General features: G+C 67.5%; 21 protein-coding genes. 12 read left to right on the top strand and 9 right to left on the bottom strand.

Annotation, left to right across the window (positions count from 1 at the left end; translation table 11 throughout):
* Window positions 1–34 precede the first annotated feature (34 nt).
* Complete coding sequence (locus tag ACYQOP_RS08365) at window positions 35–598, top strand: response regulator transcription factor (protein WP_156467629.1); 564 nt, start codon at window positions 35–37, stop codon at window positions 596–598.
* Window positions 599–651: 53 nt separating this feature from the next.
* Here ACYQOP_RS08365 and ACYQOP_RS08360 read toward each other — a convergent pair whose 3' ends face one another.
* Genes ACYQOP_RS08360 through ACYQOP_RS08350 form a run of 3 tightly spaced genes read right to left on the bottom strand, consistent with a single transcriptional unit; the run spans window position 652 to window position 4012 of the window.
* Window positions 652–1128 (bottom strand): secondary thiamine-phosphate synthase enzyme YjbQ, encoded by a 477-nt coding sequence (locus tag ACYQOP_RS08360; RefSeq protein ID WP_461222060.1) that lies wholly within the window; start codon window positions 1126–1128, stop codon window positions 652–654.
* A complete protein-coding gene (locus ACYQOP_RS08355; RefSeq protein WP_461222059.1) occupies window positions 1125–2969 on the bottom strand; it encodes a cisplatin damage response ATP-dependent DNA ligase in 1845 nt (614 codons plus the stop codon). Before ACYQOP_RS08355 ends, ACYQOP_RS08360 begins: the two co-directional genes overlap by 4 nt.
* Complete coding sequence (locus ACYQOP_RS08350; RefSeq protein WP_461222058.1) at window positions 2966–4012, bottom strand: ligase-associated DNA damage response exonuclease; 1047 nt, start codon at window positions 4010–4012, stop codon at window positions 2966–2968. Before ACYQOP_RS08350 ends, ACYQOP_RS08355 begins: the two co-directional genes overlap by 4 nt.
* Window positions 4013–4112: 100 nt before the next feature.
* On the opposite strand from ACYQOP_RS08350, the gene ACYQOP_RS08345 reads away from it, so the two are divergent.
* Together ACYQOP_RS08345 and ACYQOP_RS08340 are read left to right on the top strand one after the other, a co-directional pair.
* A complete protein-coding gene (locus ACYQOP_RS08345; protein WP_461222057.1) occupies window positions 4113–5081 on the top strand; it encodes a class I SAM-dependent DNA methyltransferase in 969 nt (322 codons plus the stop codon).
* Window positions 5082–5257: 176 nt separating this feature from the next.
* Window positions 5258–5992: a YoaK family protein gene (locus ACYQOP_RS08340; protein ID WP_056422475.1), complete on the top strand. Its 735-nt coding sequence runs from the start codon at window positions 5258–5260 to the stop codon at window positions 5990–5992.
* 218 nt (window positions 5993–6210) lie between these two features.
* Here the strand turns inward: ACYQOP_RS08340 and arfB are convergent, their stop codons facing one another.
* On the bottom strand, window positions 6211–6633 hold the full coding sequence (gene arfB, locus ACYQOP_RS08335; RefSeq protein WP_200919010.1) for an alternative ribosome rescue aminoacyl-tRNA hydrolase ArfB: 423 nt from the start codon (window positions 6631–6633) through the stop codon (window positions 6211–6213).
* A gap of 31 nt (window positions 6634–6664) precedes the next feature.
* Window positions 6665–6943: a BolA family protein gene (locus tag ACYQOP_RS08330; RefSeq protein WP_056422480.1), complete on the bottom strand. Its 279-nt coding sequence runs from the start codon at window positions 6941–6943 to the stop codon at window positions 6665–6667.
* A 140-nt stretch (window positions 6944–7083) separates the two neighbouring features.
* Between ACYQOP_RS08330 and ACYQOP_RS08325 the strand changes: the two genes are divergently transcribed.
* From ACYQOP_RS08325 to ACYQOP_RS08300, 6 genes are all read left to right on the top strand, one after another.
* A complete protein-coding gene (locus ACYQOP_RS08325) occupies window positions 7084–7716 on the top strand; it encodes a J domain-containing protein (protein WP_056422483.1) in 633 nt (210 codons plus the stop codon).
* Window positions 7717–7949: 233 nt separating this feature from the next.
* The gene (cobS, locus tag ACYQOP_RS08320) at window positions 7950–8933 is read left to right on the top strand and encodes a cobaltochelatase subunit CobS (RefSeq protein ID WP_056422487.1); all 984 of its coding nucleotides are present in this window, start codon (window positions 7950–7952) and stop codon (window positions 8931–8933) included.
* A gap of 20 nt (window positions 8934–8953) precedes the next feature.
* Complete coding sequence (locus ACYQOP_RS08315; RefSeq protein WP_461222056.1) at window positions 8954–9457, top strand: DUF29 domain-containing protein; 504 nt, start codon at window positions 8954–8956, stop codon at window positions 9455–9457.
* Between the two features lie 5 nt (window positions 9458–9462).
* On the top strand, window positions 9463–11364 hold the full coding sequence (gene cobT, locus ACYQOP_RS08310) for a cobaltochelatase subunit CobT (RefSeq protein WP_461222055.1): 1902 nt from the start codon (window positions 9463–9465) through the stop codon (window positions 11362–11364).
* 344 nt (window positions 11365–11708) lie between these two features.
* The gene (locus ACYQOP_RS08305) at window positions 11709–12422 is read left to right on the top strand and encodes a Crp/Fnr family transcriptional regulator (RefSeq protein WP_461222054.1); all 714 of its coding nucleotides are present in this window, start codon (window positions 11709–11711) and stop codon (window positions 12420–12422) included.
* Window positions 12423–12614: 192 nt separating this feature from the next.
* Window positions 12615–15074, top strand: a complete 2460-nt coding sequence (locus ACYQOP_RS08300; RefSeq protein ID WP_461222053.1) for an HWE histidine kinase domain-containing protein — start codon at window positions 12615–12617, stop codon at window positions 15072–15074.
* Between the two features lie 185 nt (window positions 15075–15259).
* On the opposite strand, the gene ACYQOP_RS08295 is transcribed toward ACYQOP_RS08300, so the two are convergent.
* The 4 genes from ACYQOP_RS08295 to rpmB form a co-directional block, all read right to left on the bottom strand.
* A complete protein-coding gene (locus tag ACYQOP_RS08295) occupies window positions 15260–15817 on the bottom strand; it encodes a TetR/AcrR family transcriptional regulator (RefSeq protein ID WP_461222052.1) in 558 nt (185 codons plus the stop codon).
* Window positions 15818–15824: 7 nt separating this feature from the next.
* Window positions 15825–16298: a nuclear transport factor 2 family protein gene (locus ACYQOP_RS08290; RefSeq protein WP_428405993.1), complete on the bottom strand. Its 474-nt coding sequence runs from the start codon at window positions 16296–16298 to the stop codon at window positions 15825–15827.
* 73 nt (window positions 16299–16371) lie between these two features.
* Entirely contained in the window at window positions 16372–17301 is a 930-nt protein-coding gene (locus tag ACYQOP_RS08285; protein ID WP_461222051.1) for an AEC family transporter, read from the bottom strand.
* 142 nt (window positions 17302–17443) lie between these two features.
* Window positions 17444–17749: a 50S ribosomal protein L28 gene (gene rpmB / locus ACYQOP_RS08280; RefSeq protein ID WP_018046086.1), complete on the bottom strand. Its 306-nt coding sequence runs from the start codon at window positions 17747–17749 to the stop codon at window positions 17444–17446.
* A 334-nt stretch (window positions 17750–18083) separates the two neighbouring features.
* On the opposite strand from rpmB, the gene ACYQOP_RS08275 reads away from it, so the two are divergent.
* From ACYQOP_RS08275 to ACYQOP_RS08265, 3 genes are read left to right on the top strand one after another with little or no spacing between them, the layout of a single operon-like run.
* Window positions 18084–18953: a DUF3108 domain-containing protein gene (locus tag ACYQOP_RS08275; protein ID WP_207412163.1), complete on the top strand. Its 870-nt coding sequence runs from the start codon at window positions 18084–18086 to the stop codon at window positions 18951–18953.
* A 20-nt stretch (window positions 18954–18973) separates the two neighbouring features.
* Window positions 18974–19513: a hypothetical protein gene (locus ACYQOP_RS08270; protein WP_461222050.1), complete on the top strand. Its 540-nt coding sequence runs from the start codon at window positions 18974–18976 to the stop codon at window positions 19511–19513.
* Window positions 19513–19875 (top strand): hypothetical protein, encoded by a 363-nt coding sequence (locus ACYQOP_RS08265; protein WP_461222049.1) that lies wholly within the window; start codon window positions 19513–19515, stop codon window positions 19873–19875. Before ACYQOP_RS08270 ends, ACYQOP_RS08265 begins: the two co-directional genes overlap by 1 nt.
* The last annotated feature ends 30 nt before the right edge of the window (window positions 19876–19905 follow it).

Below are 19905 nucleotides of genomic sequence, written 5' to 3'. Positions count from 1 at the left end.
GATAGACGATATTGCAGATCTACAGATCGGATACATGCCGGAGCTGATCATTCTGAGCGAGTTCGGTCAGGATGAGATCGAGGGAGCGCTGGTTCCCCTGGTGCAATCCCACTTTCCCACGGCCCGGATCGTCGCCCTGACGGCCGAGACCGATCCGGCGGTGCCGCGGTACCTGCTGCAGCGGGGCATCCAGGCCTGCCTGAACCGGAGCGCGCAGCCGATCGCCTTGATCCGATCGTTGAACGTCGTGATGGGCGGTAACATCGTGATCTCCATCGGTGCCGCCTCGCATCTGACCGGGGGCAGCAACGGCTTCCCGAGGCCGGCTCTCATGCGGTTCGCCAAGGGCGTAGAGACGGCGCCCGCAGCGGCATCGGATCTCTCGCATCGCGAGATCGAAGTCCTCGCCTGCTTGTCGACCGGGCATTCCAACAAGTCGATCGCCCGGGAATTGCGGATCTCCGAGGCAACGGTGAAGATCCACGTCAAGAACGTCTTGAGAAAGATCAATGTCAGCAACCGGACCCAGGCGGCGGTCTGGGTTTCGAAACACGGCACCCCGACGGTCGGCTGCCGCCGGAACGGCCGGGCCGCGTGACCCGGACCGGCGGCGCGCCCGATGACGGCGCGCCGCCGGTCCCTTACCGCCGCCTATGCGCCGGCGACGTGCAGGACGATGTCGCGCCGGTGCGGCCGGTCGCGGTGTTCGATGAGATAGATGCCCTGCCACGTGCCGAGGACGAGACGTCCGTCGATGACGGGAATCGTCAGCCCCGAATCCGTCAGCAGGGTGCGGATATGCGCCGGCATGTCGTCGGGGCCTTCCGCCGAATGGATGTACCCGCCACCGGGATGGCGCGGGGCGAGCCCGTCCAGGGCCGCCATCAGGTCGCTCTGCACGTCGGGATCGGCATTCTCCTGGATCGTCAGGGAGGCCGAGGTGTGCCGGCAGAAGAGCGTGAGCAGACCCTGTTCGATACCGCTGCGCCCGAGGAAATCGGCCACCGCCGCCGTGACATCGGTGAAGCCCTGGCCCGGCGTCGAGACGGTGAAGCGGGCGCTGGCCTGGCGCCGGATCTCGCCTTCCTGAAAACCTTCGATCCCGCCGATCCTGCCTGCAGCCGTCATGATGCCTCCTCGTCGATCGATGCGCCCGGCGCGATTTCCCGCTCGCCGCGCGCCAGGATGGTCTCCAGAATTCCGATCCCGTCCGCCTCGGCGGCGGGCTTGTCCCAGCGGATGCGGTGGACGCGGGGGAAACGCATGGCGACGCCGGATTTGTGCCGGGTGGAGCGCTGCACGCCCTCGAAGGCGATCTCCAGGACGAGGCCCTCCTCCGGCCCGTAGGCGACTTCGCGCACGGGGCCGAAGCGTTTGGTCGTGTGGTTGCGGACGAAGCGGTCGAGCTTGGCGAGCTCCGCATCGGTGAAGCCGTGATAGGCCTTGCCCACAGGCACCAGTTCTCGCCCACCCTCCGGCCGCTCGCGCCAGACCCCGAAGGTGTAGTCCGAATAGAAGGACGAGCGCTTCCCGTGGCCGCGCTGGGCATACATCATCACGGCGTCGACGAGATGCGGCTCGCGCTTCCACTTCCACCACGGACCCTTGGGGCGGCCGGGCAGATAGGGGCTGTCGCGCAGCTTCAGCATCACCCCCTCAATGGCGTCGGCATCCTCGCCCGCCCCCACGCTCGCGGGATCGGCGCGGGCCTCGGCGAGATCGTCCCAGGTCTCGAACGTCACGAGCGGCGAGAGATCGATGCGGGCGTGATCCAGGGCCGCGACGAAACCCTCGAGCCGCGCGCGGCGGGTCGCGAAGGGCAGCGGGCGCAGATCCTCGCCCTCCGCCGTGAGGAGGTCGTAGGCCCGGACATGGGCCGGGAATTCCTCCAACAGCTTGGGCGTCACGGCCTTCCGGTTGAGGCGCTGCTGCAGCACGTTGAAGCTCTGAACCCGCTCCTCCCGCAGGATCAGCAATTCGCCGTCGATGGTGCCCGAGAAGGTGATCGCCTCGGCGAGATCGGGGAAGGCATGCGTGATGTCCTCGCCGGTGCGCGAATAGACCCGCGCCACCTGCTCCCCGGCCTCGTCGCGCCCCCCCGCGAGTTGGACGCGGATGCCGTCCCATTTCCACTCGCCCGAGAAGGCGGCCGGATCGAGCTTGTCGAAATCCGTCTCCTCGTCGATCGGGTGGGAGAGCATCGGCGGGCGGAACGGCGCGGGGTTGAGGGTGGTGGGGCGCTCCCCCCTCCCCTCGACCCAGGCGAACAGGCCGAGATACGGCGGCTCCAGCCCGTGCCAGACCTCCTCCACCGCATCGGCCTCGTGGCCGCCGAGCGCCCCCACCGCCGTCTTGGCGAGGCGGGCGGAGACGCCGACGCGAAGCGCCCCGGTGATGAGCTTCAACAGCGCCCAGCGCCCGGTCTCGTCGAGGGCATCGAGCCAGCCGGCGATATGGGCCGGCAGGTCGGCCTTCTTCACGGTGGCGAGGGTCTCGACCACTTCCGAGAGGGTCGGGATGTGCGGGGGCGGGTTGTTGTGGCCCGGACCGGCCGCTGCTGCATCCCCTCCCCCCTCTGCGGGGGAGGGTGCCTGCGGAGCAGGCGGGAGAGGGGACGACCTTTCCGGAGATGGCGCTCCCCTCTCCCGACCCTCGCTCACGCGAGGGCCACCCTCCCCCGCAGAGGGGGGAGGGTTTTGAGACGGCCAGATCAGCGCGGTGGTCTCGGCGAGATCACCGACGTAATTATGGGAGAGCGCGAACAGCACCGGGTCGACCCGCGCTTCCACCAATCCGCGAATCATGGCCGGCTTGGCCTCGCGGAAGCTGAGGTTGCCGGTCATGGCGGCGAGCGCCCAGCCCCGCTCCGGGTCCGGCGCATGGGCGAAATAATCCTGCAGCAGGCGCAGCTTGGCGTTGCGGCGCGGCTCGTAGGCGAGGCGGTCGAGGAGATGGGCGAAGTCGTTCACGCGGCGGCCTCCTCGGCCGGCGCGGCGGTTTCGCCCTCGCCGTCATCGCCATAGCCCAGCATGTGGAGCGGCTTGGCCTTGATCCCTTGCGTCCCGCACCAATGCACCAGGGCGTCCTCCTGCCCGTGGGTGACCCAGACCTCGCCGGCCCCGGTCTCGCGGATCGTGCGGCACAGGTCCGGCCAGTCGGAATGGTCGGAGATGACGAGGGGGAGTTCGGCGCCCTTCTGCCGGGCCCGCGCCCGCACCCGCATCCAGCCCGAGGCGAAGGAGGTGACGGGATCGGGGAATTTGCGCGACCACACGTCCTGGATCGCCGAAGGCGGGCAGAGCACGATGGCGCCGTGGAGTTTTCCGCGCTCCGTCGCGACGACCTTCGGCGTCTCCCCGAGCGGGATGCCCTCGCGCTTGTAGAGCTCGGTCAATTTCTCCATGGCGCCGTGGAGATAGATCGGTTCGTCGTAGCCGGCCTCCCGCAGCAGGGCCATGACCCGCTGCGCCTTGCCGAGCGCATAGGCGCCGACGATGTGGGCGCGCTCGGGGAACAGGGCGACGGAATCGAGGAGCTTACGTACCTCGCCCGCCGTGTCCGGCATCCGGAAGACCGGCAGGCCGAAGGTCGCCTCGGTGATGAAGACATCGCAGGGCACGACCTCGAAGGGCAGGCAGGTCGGGTCGTAGGCGCGCTTGTAATCGCCCGAGACCACCACTCGCACGCCCTGCGCTTGGATGGAGATCTGGGCCGAGCCGAGGACATGGCCGGCGGGCGCGAAACGCACCGTCACGTCGCCGATGCGGATGTCCTCGCCGAGCACCGCCTCCTGGCGCGTCTGACAGAAATCCTCGCCGTAGCGCACGGCCATGATCCGCAGGGTCTGGCCCGTGGCCAGCACCTTGCCGTGGCCGGACCGGGCATGGTCGGCATGGCCGTGGGTGATGAGGGCGCGCGGCACCGGCCAGGTCGGGTCCACGTGGAACCCGCCGAGGGGGCAATACAGCCCCTCGCGGGTCAGGGTCAGGAGGTCGCTCGCACTCAGGCTCATGCGGGATGCCGAACTGCGAGGGGCCGAACTGCGAAGGGCCGAACTGCGAAGGGCCGAACATGGGGATGGCGGATCATGCGACGTGATATAGGGCGCTCGCATGAACCCGCGAGCGCAGACGTCACTTCAGAACAGTTCGGGCGATCTCCTCGCCGACCGGCGCTACGCCTATGCGGAGGCCTGTCTCTCCGAGGGCGATGCGGAGGGCGCGGCCGAGATGGCCGAGCAGGCCCTGGAGATCGCGCCGCGTTACGCCGCGGCGTGGTTCCTGCTCGGACGGGCGCGAGAGGCCCGCCACCTCGCCACAGCGGATGTCGCCCACCACCATGCCGCCTTGCGGGCCTATGGCAATGCCCTCGACCTCGACCCGCATGACGAACTCGGGGCCCGGCTACGCCTCGTCCAGATCGGCGAGGGCGCGGCTTTGGGGGCGATCTCGCCGGCCTATATCCGCGCCCTGTTCGACGGCTACGCTCCGCGATTCGAGCGCCACCTCGTAGGCGAGTTGCAATATCGCGGGCCGGAACTGCTGGTGAGGGCCCTCGACGGGCTGGACGGCGCGCGGGCGGATTTCGGCGACGTGATCGACCTCGGCTGCGGCACCGGCCTGGTGGGCGAGGCTTTGAATGGGCGCACGCGAACCCTGACGGGAATCGACATCTCCCCCGGCATGCTCGCCGAAGCCGCCCGGCGGCGGCGCTACGACAGGCTCATCGAGGGCGATCTCGTCCCCATTCTCCGAGGCGAGAAGCAAGACAGCGCCGATCTCGTCATCGCGGCGGACGTCTTCATCTATGTCGGCGGCCTTTCCCCGGTCATGGCCGAGACCGCCCGCATACTCAGGCCCACGGGCCTCGTGGCCTTCACGGTGCAGTGGAACCCCGATGGCGGCCTCGTTCTCGGTGCCGATGCGCGCTACGCCCATGGCGAGCGCTACCTGCGCCGGCTGGCCGACGAGGCCGGTCTGGACATGCTCGGTCTCGAACCCGCCGTGATCCGCCGCGAGCGCGGGAGCGAGGTGGCGGCGCGCGTCGTCCTGTTGCGCAAACCGGGTCCTCCGGCGCCTTAATCCCAATTGTGCGCGATTGAGTTGAACCGAAGCGGGCCGGTATGTGTTGCACGGCACGACACTCCCCCATTCATCCGCACCAACGCGGCGCAGGCGGTTTATCCGTCGCGTCCGATCGGTAAGGTCCGGCCTTCTCCCGACGCTTACCGTTCTCTTCCAGGAGCCTGTTCAGACGCATGGCCGATAAGACCGACAAGTCGTTTCCCGCGAGCCCGAGCACGCGCATTCCCTTCGCACTCGCCCTCTCGGCACTGGCCGGATGCGCCGATTCCATCGGCTTCCTCGAATTTTCACAGCTCTTCATGTCGTTCATGAGCGGCAACACCACCCGCTTCGGCGTCTCGGTGAGCAAGTTCGATTGGGAGAGCACGGCCCGCGTCAGCTCGGTCATCGTCATGTTCTGCTTCGGCGCCTTCATCGGCACGCTGATCGCGGCCTGGGTCGGGCGCTGGCGGCTCTCGGTGATGCTGCTACTCCAGGCGGTGCTCCTCGCGATCGGTCTCGTCATGCCCTACGGCACCTTCTCCTGGCCGTTGCACGTCTATCCCATCGTCATCGCGCTCGGCCTCCAGAACGCCACGCTGCAGGACGAGGCCGGGCGCAGCCTCGCCCTCACCTATGTCACGGGCGCGGTGGTGCGCTTCGGAACCGGGCTCGCCAACCTGTTGATGGGCAAGGTCGCGCCGTCGTTCTGGATCCAGGCGCCGCTCTGGGGCGCCCTCAGCACCGGGGCGGTGATCGGCGGCTTCCTCCAGACCCGTTTCGGCGAGGACGCCTTCCTGTTCCCGGCGGCCCTCGCGGCGCTCCTCGCCCTGATCGCCATCGCCCTCACCGTGCTGAAGCCCGGCAGCGCCTATGTCACCGGCGCGGAAGAATACCATCCGCCGGACGCAAGGGGACCGGTGAAGTAAGCGCGTGTTTCATCGGATTTCCGGGCGGATCTTCATGCCGGAGCCGATCGTCTGGCGAAATCGATCATCCCAGCAGAGCACCTCAAGATGAGGTAAAGCCTTGGAGAAACACCTCAAATAAGCCCTGCGACCGGCGAATGATGAATGGACTTCGTCCCCGTCCGCCGAACGCGTCGAGAACGACCATCGGTCGGGATCGGCGCCGCTTGGCGATGAGTTCAATCGCCTCCGCCGTCGCTGCGCAGGCGCTTGGTGGCGCCGCGCCGGGACTTCTCGTCGAGGCGGCGCTTCTTCGAGGCGAGGGTCGGGCGCGTCGCCCGGCGCGGCGTCGGCGGCACCGCCGCCTCGGCGACGAGGGCGGCGAGGCGCTCGCGCGCATCGGCCCGGTTGCGGTCCTGCGTGCGGAACTGCTGGGCCATGATGACGATGACCCCGTCCTGGGTCAGCCGCCGCCCGGCGAGGCGCATGAGGCGCACCGCCACGGCGTCGGGCAGGGAATGCGAGCGACGCGCATCGAAACGCAGCTGCACCGCCGTGGAGAGCTTGTTGACGTTCTGCCCGCCCGGTCCCGAGGCGCGCACGAACGTCTCTTCGAGTTCGGCCTCGTCGATGGCGAGATGCGGGGTGCATTGCAGGGCCATCGCCACCATATTCCTCGTATGCCGGAGCCGTTCAGGCGGCCTCGGACGGCGCCTTCGCCTTCACCGCGAGGGCGTGGAGCCCGCGCTTGAACGCCTCGTCGAGAACGCCGTTCACGATCCGGTGGCGCTCGACCCGGCTCTTCCCCTCGAATGCGGCGGAGACGATCTCGACACGGAAATGCGTCTCGCCCTCGGGCCGTGCGCCCGAATGACCCGCATGCAGATGGGATTCGTCCACGACCACCAGGGTTTGCGGCGCCAGTTGCGCGTCGAGCGCTCCGGTGATCCAATCCTTGAGCGTGCCGGCCATCGTGTCCTCGTCTTTCCGTCGCTTCGTTCCTAGCCTGTAGGCGTCCGGAGGCTTCGGGGTCGTCAACCCCCGATCTCCGCATGCGTCATCAGGCCCGCCGCCCTTGTGTCTCGGACCCGCCCTCTCATAATCGCCCCACCATGGATCTCAACTCGCGTCTGTTCGACAGCATCCGCATCAAGCGCAAACCCTCCTGCGACGAGCCCAAGGCTGCGTCCCAGACGGGCTGCGAGACCCCCGGCTGCACCAATGCCGGGCTCTACCGCGCTCCCAAGGGTCGCAAGGCGGAAGGCCAGTACTGGCGCTTCTGCATCGACCACGTGCGCGCCTACAACGCCACCTACAACTACTTCGACGGCATGAACGACGCCGCCGTCCAGGCCTACCAGAAGGACGCCGTGATCGGGCACCGCCCGACCTGGGCGATGGGCGTGAACCCGGCGACGCGGGCCGCCGGTGCGAAACCGGGCGACCCGAAGCGCGACTGGGCCTATGTCGACCCGCTCGACATCCTGCGCAGCGAAGGCGTCGGCGAGACCTCGCGCCGGGCCAAGCCCGAGCCGAGCCGGCCGCGCCTCACGGTGGCCGCCCTGAAGGCCCTCGACGTGCTCGGCCTCGACGAGAACGCCGACACGGCCGCCATCAAGGCGCAGTACAAGGTGCTGGTGAAGCGCTTCCACCCCGACGCCAATGGCGGCGACCGCTCGTTCGAGGAGCGGCTGCGCGACATCATCCGCGCCCACGACACCCTGCGTGCCGCCGGCCTGTGCTGAGCCGGGTGCCGCGAACCGGCACGAACGATGCACGTTTTTGCAAATGACGTGCGGTGGGAGGCGGCAAACCGCGCGGGAGGCCCTATATCGAGTTCTCGCACCCCTTGGCGTCCGCCGACGCAGCCCCTTAAAGGTGGTATTCCACGTCTCGCCCCGTGCGGGACCCGGCAATGCCCACCGAGATAGATCCGCGAGCCCGGTCCATGCCGGCGCCCGCCCCGACGAGGTCCCGTATGCTTTCTGACGACACCCCCGCCTCGCTGCCCGACCGGATGGTCTCCGTCCGCGAGGCTTTCGGCATCGATCTCGACCTCAAGGTGCCGGCCTTCTCGCAGAGCGAGGAGCACGTTCCCGATCTCGACCCGGATTACATCTTCGATCGCGAGACCACCCTGGCGATCCTGGCGGGCTTCGCCCGTAACCGGCGCGTGATGGTCACCGGCTATCACGGCACCGGCAAGTCGACCCATATCGAGCAGGTCGCCGCCCGCCTGAACTGGCCCTGCATCCGGATCAACCTCGACAGCCACGTCTCCCGCATCGATCTCGTCGGCAAGGACGCGATCGTGCTGAAGGACGGCAAGCAGATCACCGCCTTCCAGGACGGAATCCTGCCCTGGGCGCTGCAGAACAACGTGGCGCTGGTCTTCGACGAATACGATGCCGGCCGCCCGGACGTGATGTTCGTGATCCAGCGCGTGCTCGAAGTCTCGGGCCGCCTGACGCTGCTCGACCAGAAGCGAGTGATCCGCCCCCACCCGGCCTTCCGCCTGTTCGCCACCGCCAACACGGTGGGCCTCGGCGACACGTCCGGCCTCTATCACGGCACCCAGCAGATCAACCAGGGCCAGATGGACCGCTGGTCCATCGTGACGACGCTGAACTACCTCGCCCATGACCGCGAGGTGGACATCGTGCTGTCGAAGGCGCTGCATTACCAGCGGGACGGCGGCCGCGACATCGTCAGCCGCATGGTCCGCGTCGCCGACCTGACCCGCAACGCCTTCATGAACGGCGATCTCTCCACCGTCATGAGCCCGCGCACGGTGATCACCTGGGCCGAGAACGCCGACATCTTCCAGGATATCGGCTTCGCCTTCCGGGTGACCTTCCTCAACAAGTGCGACGAGCTCGAACGCACCCTGGTGGCGGAATTCTACCAGCGTGCCTTCGGCAAGGAGCTGCCCGAGAGCGCGATGAACGTGGCGCTGAGCTGAGGATCGACGCGGAGGACGCGATGGCCGAACCGGCCTTGAAGGGTGAGATACGGGAATCGTCACCGTCCGAGCGCGCACCGAATCGTGCGCGCTACGAGGATGACTTCTATTCGTGGCTGATCCAGCAAGCCGATCTCCTGCGCGCCCGTCGCTTCGAGGAGCTCGATCTCGAGCACATGGCCGAGGAACTCGAGGATTTGTCGAAGAGCGAGTTCGCCAAGCTTCAGAGCACCCTGCGCGTCCTCGTCATGCACATGCTGAAATGGGACCAGCAGCCGGAGCACCGCACGCCGAGCTGGATCTTCTCGATCCGTGAGCAACGGCGGCGCTACGGGCGGATCTTGTCCAGCAATCCCGGGCTGAAGCCTCGTATCGACGAGGCGCTGAGCGACGCCTACCCGGACGCACGCGATTGGGCCGCCGACGAGACCCATCTGCCGCCGGATGAGTTTCCCGCGGAATGCCCCTACGGCTGGGACGACATCCTGGACCGCCCCTTCGATTTCGACTCGGTGAAGAAGTAGCGATCGTGGCCATCTCGAACCGCAAAGCCGGCGAACGCCGGGAGCCCATCGCCGAACCGCTGAAGCGTTCGGTCGCCGGATGCCTGCGCGCCATCGCCAAGCGCTCCGAGATCGAGGTGGTCTATGCCAGCGACCGGCCGGCGCTCACCGGCGACAAGGCGCGCTTGCCCGAGCCGCCGCGCAAGCTGACGCCGGAGGATGTGGCGATCCTGCGCGGCAACGCCGATTCCATGGCGCTGCGCCTCGGCTGCCACGATGTCGCCGTCCATCGCCGCCTCGCCCCCGAGAATGCCGGTGCGCGCGCCGTGTTCGATGCCGTCGAGCAGGCCCGCGTGGAGGCCATCGGCTCGCGCCGCATGGCAGGCGTGGCCTCGAACCTCACGGCCATGCTGGAGGACCGCTACCATCGCGGCGGCAAGTACGAGGACATCACCGACCGGGCCGATGCCCCGATGGAGGATGCCGTCGCCCTGATGGTGCGCGAGCGCCTGACCGGCGAAGCCCCGCCCAAGGCCGCGCGCAAGATCGTCGACCTCTGGCGCTCCCATATCGAGGAGAAGGCCGGCCCCAGCCTCGACGGTCTCATCGGCAATCTCGAGAACCAGCGCTCCTTCGCCCGCTCCGTGCGCGAGTTGCTGTCCTCCCTCGACATGGCGGACGAGACGCCGCTCGACCCGGAGGACGACGACAACGAGGACGACAACGAAGGGCAGGACGACGAGCAGACCCCGAGCGAGGGCGAGGCCGAGGAGCAGTCTCAGGGCGACAAGTCCGAGATGGAGACCTCCGAGGAAGCCTCCGACGAGCTGCAGGACGGCGCGACGGAAGCCGCCGACGCTCCCTCCGGCGAATTGCCGGACGAGTCCGAGAACGCCGAATCCGAGGAGGCCTCCGAGGCCAAGCGTCCGCCCAACAACCGGCCCGTCGAGCCGCGCGGCCCCGAATACAAGGTGTTCAACCCGCGCTTCGACGAGATGATCGACGCCGAGGATCTGTGCGACGCCGAAGAGCTCGCGCGCCTGCGCACCTATCTCGACAAGCAGCTCGCCCATCTCCAGGGCGTGGTCGGCCGGCTGGCCAACCGGCTGCAGCGCCGGCTCCTGGCCCAGCAGAACCGGGCCTGGGAATTCGACCTCGAAGAAGGCCAGCTCGATCCGGCCCGCCTCGTGCGGGTGATGACGGACCCGTTCCAGCCGCTCTCGTTCAAGCGCGAGAAGGACACCAACTTTCGCGATACCGTCGTCACGCTGCTGCTCGACAATTCGGGCTCCATGCGCGGCCGGCCGATCACGGTGGCCGCCACCTGTGCCGACATCCTGGCACGGACCCTGGAGCGCTGCGGCGTCAAGGTGGAGATCCTGGGCTTCACCACCCGCGCCTGGAAGGGCGGCCAATCGCGCGAGGCGTGGCTGGCGGCGGGCAAGCCCAACGGTCCCGGCCGTCTGAACGACCTGCGTCACATCATCTACAAGAGCGCCGACGCTCCCTGGCGCCGGGCGCGGAAAAACCTCGGGCTGATGATGCGCGAGGGTCTGCTGAAGGAGAATATCGACGGCGAGGCCCTGGACTGGGCGCACAAGCGCCTGCTCGCCCGGCCCGAACAGCGCAAGATCCTGATGGTGATCTCGGACGGCGCGCCGGTCGACGATTCGACCCTCTCGGTCAATCCGGGCAATTATCTCGAGCGCCACCTGCGCTGGATGATCGAGGACATCGAGACCCGCTCACCGGTCGAACTCCTCGCCATCGGCATCGGCCACGACGTGACCCGCTACTACCGCCGCGCCGTCACCATCATCGACGCCGAGGAGCTCGGCGGCGCGATGACGGAGAAGCTGGCGGAGCTGTTCGAGGAAGATGCGGGTGGTGCCGTGCCCGTGCGCAGGGCTGCAGGCGGGCGGCGGTAGACGTCAGGCGTCGGCGGACGGGGCCTGTTACCGGGGCGGCTTTGGACCCTTCGCAGATCCTCGGAAGGTCCGCTTCGCGGCAGCTTGGTGGAGGATGTCCTACGACCGGGATGGGTGGCTTTTTGCCGGTCTGCTTCCGGGCGGCAAAGCGGATAAGCGGACATCCGCGTCAAGGCGCAGGCAGGCGATCCGGATTGAGGCCTCGGCAACCGGTCGATGAGGGCCAACTTTTGTGATGGCGAGCTGAGCGGCGCCCTGCCTTATTGAGCGAACGTCGACCGGAGAATCCGGATGCAGGTGTTTGGGAGCCTCCCCGGTACTGTTGCCCTGACGGGATCAGTGCCGTGCCCTTGCTGCGACAAGCCACTGTTCGCAATCGCCTGCTCCGTGCGCTTTCGCCCTCGGACTTCGCACTGCTGCAGCCGCACCTGACGACTGTCGAAACCGAACTGCGCCAGACGCTTGTCACACCGGACGAACCCATCCATCGTCTGTTCTTCCCCGAGATCGGGTATGGCTCCGTCGTGGCGGATGGGCTGCCGGGCAAGTCCGAGATCGGCATCGTTGGCCGAGAGGGCCTGATTGGCGCCACGCCCGTCCTGCTCGGCGCCGACCGTACCCCGCACCACGTTTTCGTCCAGGCGCCCGGAGAGATGCTGGCTATCGAAGCGGCTGCCTTGATGGCGGCCTGCAACGGGAGTGCTTCGCTTCGCGGGCTTTTGCTTCTCTACATTCAGACGCAGATCGTACAGCTGGGGCGAACCGCCTACAGCAATGCGACCTATCGGATCGAGGTCAGGCTCGCTCGGTGGCTTCTGATGTGCCACGACCGCACGGAGGGTGACGAACTCATCATTACGCACGAGTTCCTGGCCCTGATGCTCGGCATCCGGCGCTCTAGCGCCACGCTAGCCGTGCAGGAGATCGAGGGTGACGGCATGATCAGAGCCAAGCGGGGTCGCGTCATCCTCCGCGACCGAGCGAGCCTGATCGCGCTCGCAGATGGCAGCTACGGTGCACCCGAGGCCGAGTATGCCCGTCTGATCGAGGGGGCTTGAGAAGCCGGCCTTCATTGACGAAGGCCCGCTCACGGGCGGAACCGATGGGGCGTTCGCGCATGACATCACGTCGATGCCGGCCCGGCGTTGCGTGATCGGGTGGAGCGAAGACACGAAGCCGTGTGGGAGGAATGCCGCAATCAGTCGTTTCGAGGGAGTCGACTAACCTAGAGTGATGAAGCGGCCCCCAGGATGCGGCTTAGTGCATCCATGGTGAAGGTCGTGTCGAACTGGCTCACGGGCGATAGCGAGATGGCTCGGGCCGTTCGCGGCCACGATTGGTCGGCCACCCCTCTCGGCCCCCTGGAGCTGTGGCCGCTCTCGCTGCGCATCGCATCGAGCATGGTTCTCGACCACCCGCTGCCGATGGTGCTGTGCTGGGGATCGGAACTCATCGCGCTCTACAACGACGCCTACCGCCCTCTGCTCGGCAAAAAGCCCGAAGCGCTCGGCCGTTCCTTCCTCGAGGTCTGGGGGGAAGCGCGGGCCACCATCGCACCACAGATCGAACGCGCCTTCGCAGGCGAGACGATCCGCTTAGAAGATGCACCCTTCACACTCGAGCGGCTCGGGCGTCCGGAGGAAGCCTTCTTCAACTACACTTTCAGCCCGGTTTGGGATGGAATGGGTAGGATCGTCGGCGTGCTCAACACCGCCTTCGAGACGACGGAGCACGTGCTCGCCGAGCGTCGGCGCGCGGCTCACCAGGAAGCCCTTCGCGAGAGCGAGGAACGTCAGGCTTTCCTGCTCGAGCTCAGTGACGCGCTGCAGCCTCTGGCCGAGGCCGCCGACATCCAACAGGCCGCATCGTACCTGCTCGGGCAACATCTCGGCGCCAGCCGGATCATGTATGCCGAAGTCTATGGAGTGGGCGACGATGCCGAAGTCATCATTCGCAGCCAGCACGTTCGCGAGGGAACTCGCTTTCCGGAGCGCTTTCCCTACAAGATGGTCAGCGAGGGCTTTGCGGACGAGACGTTCCAGGCCAACGGACGCGTCATCGTCTCCGATGTCGCCTCCGATCCGCGGCTGCGGGAGGATGTGAGACACGTCTGGCTGGCAGGAGGCATCGCCGCGCAGGCCGCGGTGCCCCTCATCAAGAACGGGCGGGTAGTCTGCGCCATCGGCGTCCACGCCAGCCGTCCTCGGGAATGGTCCTCCGCGGAGATCACGCTCATTGCGGACGTCGCCGAGCGTACCTGGGCCGCAGCCGAGCGCGCCCGGGCGGAGTCGGCGCAGCGCGAGAGCGAGGCACGCTTCGCCCAGTTTGCCGCCTCATCCTCGGACGCGCTCTGGATTCGGAACGCGCGGACGCTCGCCATGGAGTATGCCAGCCCCGCCATCAAGACGATCTACGGTGTGCCGCCTGAGGCTCTCCTCGGTGACCCCAAGCACTGGGCCGCCCTGATCGTACCCGAGGATCGCGACGCGGCTTTGGAACATCTGGAACGAGGTCGAAACGGCGAGGCCGTCACGCACGAGTTTCGGATCGTGCGCGTTTCCGACGGGGCCTTCCGCTGGATCCGGAATACCGACTTCCCGCTCTACGACGAAGACGGGCGGATCGAGCGTGTCGGTGGCATCGCGCAGGATATCACGGAGGCCAAGCAGTCGATCAAACATCATGCGATCCTGTTGGCCGAACTGCAGCACCGGGTACGCAATCTCCTGGCCATGATCCGCTCAGTGACGGCCCGCACGGGCGACACGGCAGACAGCGTCGAGGATTACCGCAACCGCCTGGAGGGCCGCCTTCGTGCACTCGCCCGGACGCAGACGCTGCTCACCCGAACAGCCAATGCCGGCGTGGATCTGGCCACCCTGGTCCGCGAAGAGATCCGGGGTCAGGCGGAGCACGACGACCAGTACCGTCTCTCCGGACCGGAACTCCTACTGGCTCCAAAGGCCGCGGAAGTCCTCACGCTGGCCGTCCATGAACTGGCGACCAATGCCCTGAAGTATGGGGCTCTGGCTGAGCCGCATGGCCGGGTCATCATCGCCTGGATGGTGATCTACCAAAGTGGAGAGCCCTGGCTGCGCTTCGACTGGGACGAGGACAAAGGCTCCGGTGTCTCGCCACCGCAGCGAAAGGGGTTCGGTACGGAACTCATCACGCGGCGCGTGCCTTACGAATTGCATGGGCGAGGCAGTCTCGCGTTCGAACGGACGGGCGTTCGGTGCTGCCTGGAGTTTCCGCTCGTGCGAGGCGACAGCATTCTGGAAACCGACGCTGTGACCCTGCAAACCACCATCGCGGGAGGCGAACTGGACATGACAGGTGAGGCGAACCTCGCAGGCGCTCGTGTCCTCGTGGTCGAGGATGATTATTACTTGGCTCTCGATAGCCAGCGAGCCTTGCAGCAAGCCGGTGCGGTCGTCCTCGGTCCCTGTCCGGACGAGCGGACCGCGCTGCAGGTAATCGAACATGACAGCCCAGGCTATGCCGTGGTCGACATCAACTTGGGACAGGGCGCCTCCTTCACGGTGGCGTCGGCCCTGCAGAGCAAGGGGATCCCGTTCGTTTTCGTCACCGGCTATGACGACGTCGTCATCCCGAAGGCGTTCTCGGATGTGGTACGGCTGCGCAAGCCGGTAGAGTTGCGCCAAGTTGTTCGTGCCGTCGCTCAGAAAGCTTTGGACGCCTCCTCCTGAGATCGTTTTGAGACACTCGCTCGTTAGCTCCACTAGCGAACGTCTGGTTCCGGCGACCATTGGGAGTTGCGTCTTCGAATAGGTTGGGTCGAAGGCGGAACGTCCGCTTCGGGGCGAAGGACCAGGGGCCGCTCCCCACCCATCTGGGACGTTCCGAGCGGGCACGCCCGATTGGAAGTCGCCCATCACGCCACCAACCGCATCTCCAACCGCCCCAGCATCCGCCCGAACACGGCCGGATCGTCGAGGGCGCGGGCGAGGACGAGGCCGCCTTGGATCGCCAGGACGGCATCCTCGGCGAGGGAATCCGCCTCGGCACCCGGGCGCCCGGCGCGGATCAGCGCCCCCGCCAGGGCCTCGCGCCAATCCCGGAAGTAGCCGGCGATCCGGTCCGCGAACCCGTCGCGTCCCTCGGTGAGGGCGAAGGCGCCGACAAGGCAAACCCTTCGGCCGGAGCGGAAATAGGCGTCCGTCTCCGACAGCATGAGCCGGATCGCCGCCCGTGGATCGGGATCGTCACGCAGGGGCGCGTAGACCTTCTCCTCGAACCACGCGCCGATGGCGTCGAGGACGGCTTCAGCCATCTCGGCCTTGCCGCCGGGAAAGGCGTGGTAGAGACTGCCCTTGCCGAGGCCGGTGCGCGCTCCGATGAGGGTGAGGCTCGCGCCCTCGTAGCCATATTCGCGAAAGACCTCGGCGATGGCGGGCAGCGCGTCCTCCCGCGCCCCCGGCTTCTTCGTCATGGTCCTGTCAGAGCCCCAGTTCGGTGAGGCCCGGATGGTCGTCGGGGCGCGGCGCGGCGCGGTCCCAGTGGAACTTGCGCTCCGATTCGGAGATCGCGAGGTCGTTGATGCTGGCATGGCGCAGCCGCATCAGGCCGTTGGCGTCGAACTCCCAGTTCTCGTTGCCATAGGCGCGGAACCAGTCGCCGGCCGCATCGTGAAACTCGTAGGCGAAGCGCACGGCGATCCGGTCCTCGGTGAAGGCCCAGATCTCCTTGATGAGACGGTATTCGTGCTCCTTCGCCCATTTGCGGGTGAGGAACTCGACGATGGCCGCACGGCCCGAGAAGAATTCCGAGCGGTTCCGCCAGCGGCTGTCGGCCGTGTAGGCCAGCGAGACCTTCTCGGGGTTGCAGCCGTTCCAGCCGTTCTCGGCGGCGCGGACCTTCTGGATCGCGGTCTCGCGGGTGAAGGGGGGCAGCGGTGGACGGGATTCAGACATCGGCTAGGGCTCCTGCGCTTGTCTGTACCGATCGGTACAAACACTCCGCACGTGGGTCAAGGCGTCGAACCGTTCAGGTGTGACCGAGGATGGCGAGCCACGCCACGGTGGTGGCGACCGCGAGCAGGGTCGAGAGCATGACGGCAGCGGCGATCAACCCGGTCTCGGCCTTGTAGCGGACGGCCAGCAGGTAGGAGTTGATGCCCACGGGCATCGCCGCGAACAGGGTGGCGACCCCGGCATAGGCGGGCGGCATGGTGAAGACATGGAAGGCCAGCACCCAGACCGCCAGCGGATGCAGGACGAGCTTCAGGGTCGTCACCACCATGGCGCCGGGCAGGTCGTGCAGCACCCGGTAGCGCACGAGGCCGGCGCCGAGCGCGATCAGCGCGCAGGTGGAGGCAGTGCCGGCCAGCGCATCCACCAGCGACTTGACCATGCCGCCGGGGGCGAGGCCGAACGACTTGAGACCCAGGCCGATCATCAATGACAGGAAGATCGGGTTGCGGAACAGGACGAGGACGAGCCCCTTCAGCCGCTTGAGGATCGATTGCTGTCCGTCCGATTCGATGAGGAAGGTGGCGCAGCCCATCATCAGAGGCAGGTGGACGGCGAGCAGCATGAAGAGCGGGAAGGCACCCGCGTCGCCGTAGGCCTGCAGGATCATCGGCACGCCGATGAAGATCGTGTTCGATTGGCTGGCCGCGAATCCGTGCAGGATCGCGCCCGTCCGGCCGACGCCTTCTCGCCGCAGGCCGATCAGCGAGCCGACGAGCCAGGACAGGCCGGCGCCGCCGAAATAGCTGAACCAGTACGCCCAGGTGACCTCGCCGGTGAGACCCGGCCGCGTCAGCGTCGCGATGATGAGCGCCGGCACCGCGATGGCGAAGACGTATTCGGAGAGGCCGTCGCTGACCTTCTCCGACAGGAACCCGGCCAGTGCCGCGACCCAGCCGATGAGGATCAGCCCGAAGATCGGGGCGATGAGCGACAGCACGGTCATCGGGAAGAGCCGGATAGTGGGTCAGTCGGAATCAACGCGAACGGCCGCCGCATGCACAAAGCATGCGGCGGCCGTTCGAGATTAAAATGAGACGTCGAGCGTGATCGAAGCGGGCTCTCGCCGACGCTTCGATATCGCAGCCTCAGGCGGCGGCCGGGGTCTCGACTTCGGCGAGCTTCTTGTGCAGCTCGCGCTTGATCAGACGGGCCGTCTGAGACAGCTCGATCTCGCGGGCCTTGATGAGGAAGGCATCGAGGCCACCGCGATGCTCGACCGAGCGCAGGGCGTGAGCCGTGACGCGCAGGCGAACCCGACGCTTCAGGGCGTCGGACTGCAGGGTGACCTGGCACAGGTTCGGCAGGAACCGGCACTTGGTCTTACGGTTCGAGTGGCTCACGAGGTGGCCGGTCTGCACGGCTTTGCCCGTGAGTTCGCAACGGCGCGACATTGTTCTAAATCCCGTCTCGTTCCGCGTCTGATCGGGCGATGGCGGAAGACCGGTCGCAACGCGCCACGGGCCTCACGCACGCCAAACTCCGATCGAGCGGCGTCTCATTGAAGGCGCGAGCCTATAGGTGACGGGCAGGGCATCCGTCAAGGGCGGCGCTGCGTTTTGCCCATCGGAATAACCGCGCTCCGAGGCCGGTGCAGCGCCATCCAGGCGCCCCGCGCCGCGGCATCCATACGATGTATTAACCACGAACGGGGACGATGACGGAACGATGCCGCCCGGTCTCTACTGCCGCGCGGCTCCAAGCCTTGGAACATCAGAGCCTCACGCCATGTGCGCCATGCGCCTCCTCCGCGCCAGCCTCCTCGCCGCCCTCGGCGTGATTCCCGCCTCCGAGGGATTCGCGCGGCCGAAGGCCACCTCCGCCAAGACCGCTGCGCCGGCGACGGTGACGGTGGATTACGGCATCGCGCTGGCCGGCATCCCCATCGGCACCGCGCAGGTCTCGGGCCTGTTCGAGACCACGCGCTACCGCATGGACGTGTCGGCCCGCCTCACCGGCCTCGTCGGCGCGGTGACCGGCGGCATGGGCTCGGCCCGGGCCAACGGCCTCATCGCCGAGGGGCCGCAGCCGAACACCTTCGCGATCTCCACCAAGACCTCGAATTCCGGCATCGCCGTGCGGATGGCGCTGGCGCGCGGCAACGTCACCCAATCCGAGGTGACGCCGCCCCTGATCGACATGGGCGACCGCGTGCCGGTGACCCCGGCCAACAAGCGCGGCATCGTCGATCCGGCCAGCGCCCTGATGATGCCGGCGGTGAGCCGGGGCGAGCTCACCGACCAGGCCAATTGCAACCGCACCATCCCGATCTTCGACGGCGCCACGCGCTTCAACGTGGTGCTGAGCTACGGCGAGACGCGCAACGTCGAGAAGCCCGGCTATTCCGGGCCGGTCCTCGTCTGCAACGCTCGCTACCAGGCCATTGCAGGGCATCGCCCCGACCGGCCGGGCGTGAAGTTCATGGAGGACAACCGCGACATGTCGGTGTGGCTGGCGCCGGTCGAGGGCACCCGCGTGCTGCTGCCGGTGCGCATCGCCGTGCGGACGACACTCGGCACCAACATCATCGAGGCGACCCGGTGGAGCCGTGGCGGGGCGCCGAGCCAGGTGGCGCAGGCGGCTTCGGTCGATCCATGACGGCGAATCGGGCCTGAACCATGGACCAGGCCATCGACATTCCGGTCTCGCGCCCTCGCTCGGTGGGCATGTTCGTCATCGCCCTGTGTTTCACGGTCGGCTGTGCCTCGATCCTCTACGCCCGGCCCGGAATCCACGGGCACGCTTTCGAGCCCGGCAGCTTTCATACATTCCTGATCTGGTTCGGATTGTTCTTCTTCGGCGCCGCCAGCGTCGTCAGCGCCCCCCGGATGTTCCGTTCGGGCACGCTGGTTTCCGTCGGGCGGCAGGGGATCTTCGATCGCCGCCTGTCGAGCGGCTGGATCCCCTGGGACGCGGTCGAGGACCTCAAACCGGTCATGCGGGGACGCCAGCGCTATTTCGTGCTTCGCGTCGATCCCGAACGCTCGGCCGGATTGCCGATCTTCAAAGGGCGGCGCAGGATGGCCCCCTTCACCGGGCTCGGCGCCTATGGCTATGCCATCGGCGGCGCCGATCTCCAGGGCGGGTTCGCGGCCCTCGGCGACGCCCTGTCCGGCACTGCCCTCTGGCGGGCCCCTTCGGGTACCGGGACTCGCTGATGTCGCCTCTGCCCCGCTCTCTTCGCTTCCTCGCCCTCGCGGGCTGCCTCGTCGCGGTGGCGGGCCATGCCGGTCCCGGCCATGCGGGCGAGCTCAGCTCGGACATCTCGCCCTGCGGGGGCGACGCCTATTCCTCGGCGGAGGTGATCGAGGGCCGCTCGCCACGGCGCGGCCCCCTCGTGGCGATGCCGGACACGCTCTGCGCCGATCTCGCGCCGCAGCAGCCGGCGAACCCGGTGGAGATCTATGTCGATCCTTATGGGTACCGGGGCGGTGGCTATCGCGGGGGTGACGCCCCATATGGCGGTGAGACGCAGCGTGGGGTCCGACCGTCCGGACGGCCCCTGCGCAGCGGCGACTGACCCGAGGCGGCCATCTCGACGGGCCGTCAT

This window comes from Methylobacterium sp. CM6247 (genome assembly GCF_054817925.1).
Note: the sequence above shows the minus strand (reverse complement) of the source record. Positions and strands in the feature narration are given on the sequence as shown.

Bases quoted from the DNA above. Each gene is read 5' to 3' on its own strand.
- ACYQOP_RS08365 (WP_156467629.1), top strand. From the start codon at position 35: ATGCCGGAGCTGATCATTCTGAGCGAGTTCGGTCAGGATGAGATCGAG.
- ACYQOP_RS08360 (WP_461222060.1), bottom strand. From the start codon at position 1,128: ATGACGGCTGCAGGCAGGATCGGCGGGATCGAAGGTTTTCAGGAAGGC.
- ACYQOP_RS08350 (WP_461222058.1), bottom strand. From the start codon at position 4,012: ATGAGCCTGAGTGCGAGCGACCTCCTGACCCTGACCCGCGAGGGGCTG.
- ACYQOP_RS08345 (WP_461222057.1), top strand. From the start codon at position 4,113: ATGAACCCGCGAGCGCAGACGTCACTTCAGAACAGTTCGGGCGATCTC.
- ACYQOP_RS08340 (WP_056422475.1), top strand. From the start codon at position 5,258: ATGGCCGATAAGACCGACAAGTCGTTTCCCGCGAGCCCGAGCACGCGC.
- arfB (WP_200919010.1), bottom strand. From the start codon at position 6,633: ATGGCCCTGCAATGCACCCCGCATCTCGCCATCGACGAGGCCGAACTC.
- ACYQOP_RS08330 (WP_056422480.1), bottom strand. From the start codon at position 6,943: ATGGCCGGCACGCTCAAGGATTGGATCACCGGAGCGCTCGACGCGCAA.
- ACYQOP_RS08325 (WP_056422483.1), top strand. From the start codon at position 7,084: ATGGATCTCAACTCGCGTCTGTTCGACAGCATCCGCATCAAGCGCAAA.
- cobS (WP_056422487.1), top strand. From the start codon at position 7,950: ATGCTTTCTGACGACACCCCCGCCTCGCTGCCCGACCGGATGGTCTCC.
- ACYQOP_RS08315 (WP_461222056.1), top strand. From the start codon at position 8,954: ATGGCCGAACCGGCCTTGAAGGGTGAGATACGGGAATCGTCACCGTCC.
- ACYQOP_RS08300 (WP_461222053.1), top strand. From the start codon at position 12,615: ATGCGGCTTAGTGCATCCATGGTGAAGGTCGTGTCGAACTGGCTCACG.
- ACYQOP_RS08295 (WP_461222052.1), bottom strand. From the start codon at position 15,817: ATGACGAAGAAGCCGGGGGCGCGGGAGGACGCGCTGCCCGCCATCGCC.
- ACYQOP_RS08290 (WP_428405993.1), bottom strand. From the start codon at position 16,298: ATGTCTGAATCCCGTCCACCGCTGCCCCCCTTCACCCGCGAGACCGCG.
- ACYQOP_RS08285 (WP_461222051.1), bottom strand. From the start codon at position 17,301: ATGACCGTGCTGTCGCTCATCGCCCCGATCTTCGGGCTGATCCTCATC.
- rpmB (WP_018046086.1), bottom strand. From the start codon at position 17,749: ATGTCGCGCCGTTGCGAACTCACGGGCAAAGCCGTGCAGACCGGCCAC.
- ACYQOP_RS08275 (WP_207412163.1), top strand. From the start codon at position 18,084: ATGTGCGCCATGCGCCTCCTCCGCGCCAGCCTCCTCGCCGCCCTCGGC.
- ACYQOP_RS08270 (WP_461222050.1), top strand. From the start codon at position 18,974: ATGGACCAGGCCATCGACATTCCGGTCTCGCGCCCTCGCTCGGTGGGC.
- ACYQOP_RS08265 (WP_461222049.1), top strand. From the start codon at position 19,513: ATGTCGCCTCTGCCCCGCTCTCTTCGCTTCCTCGCCCTCGCGGGCTGC.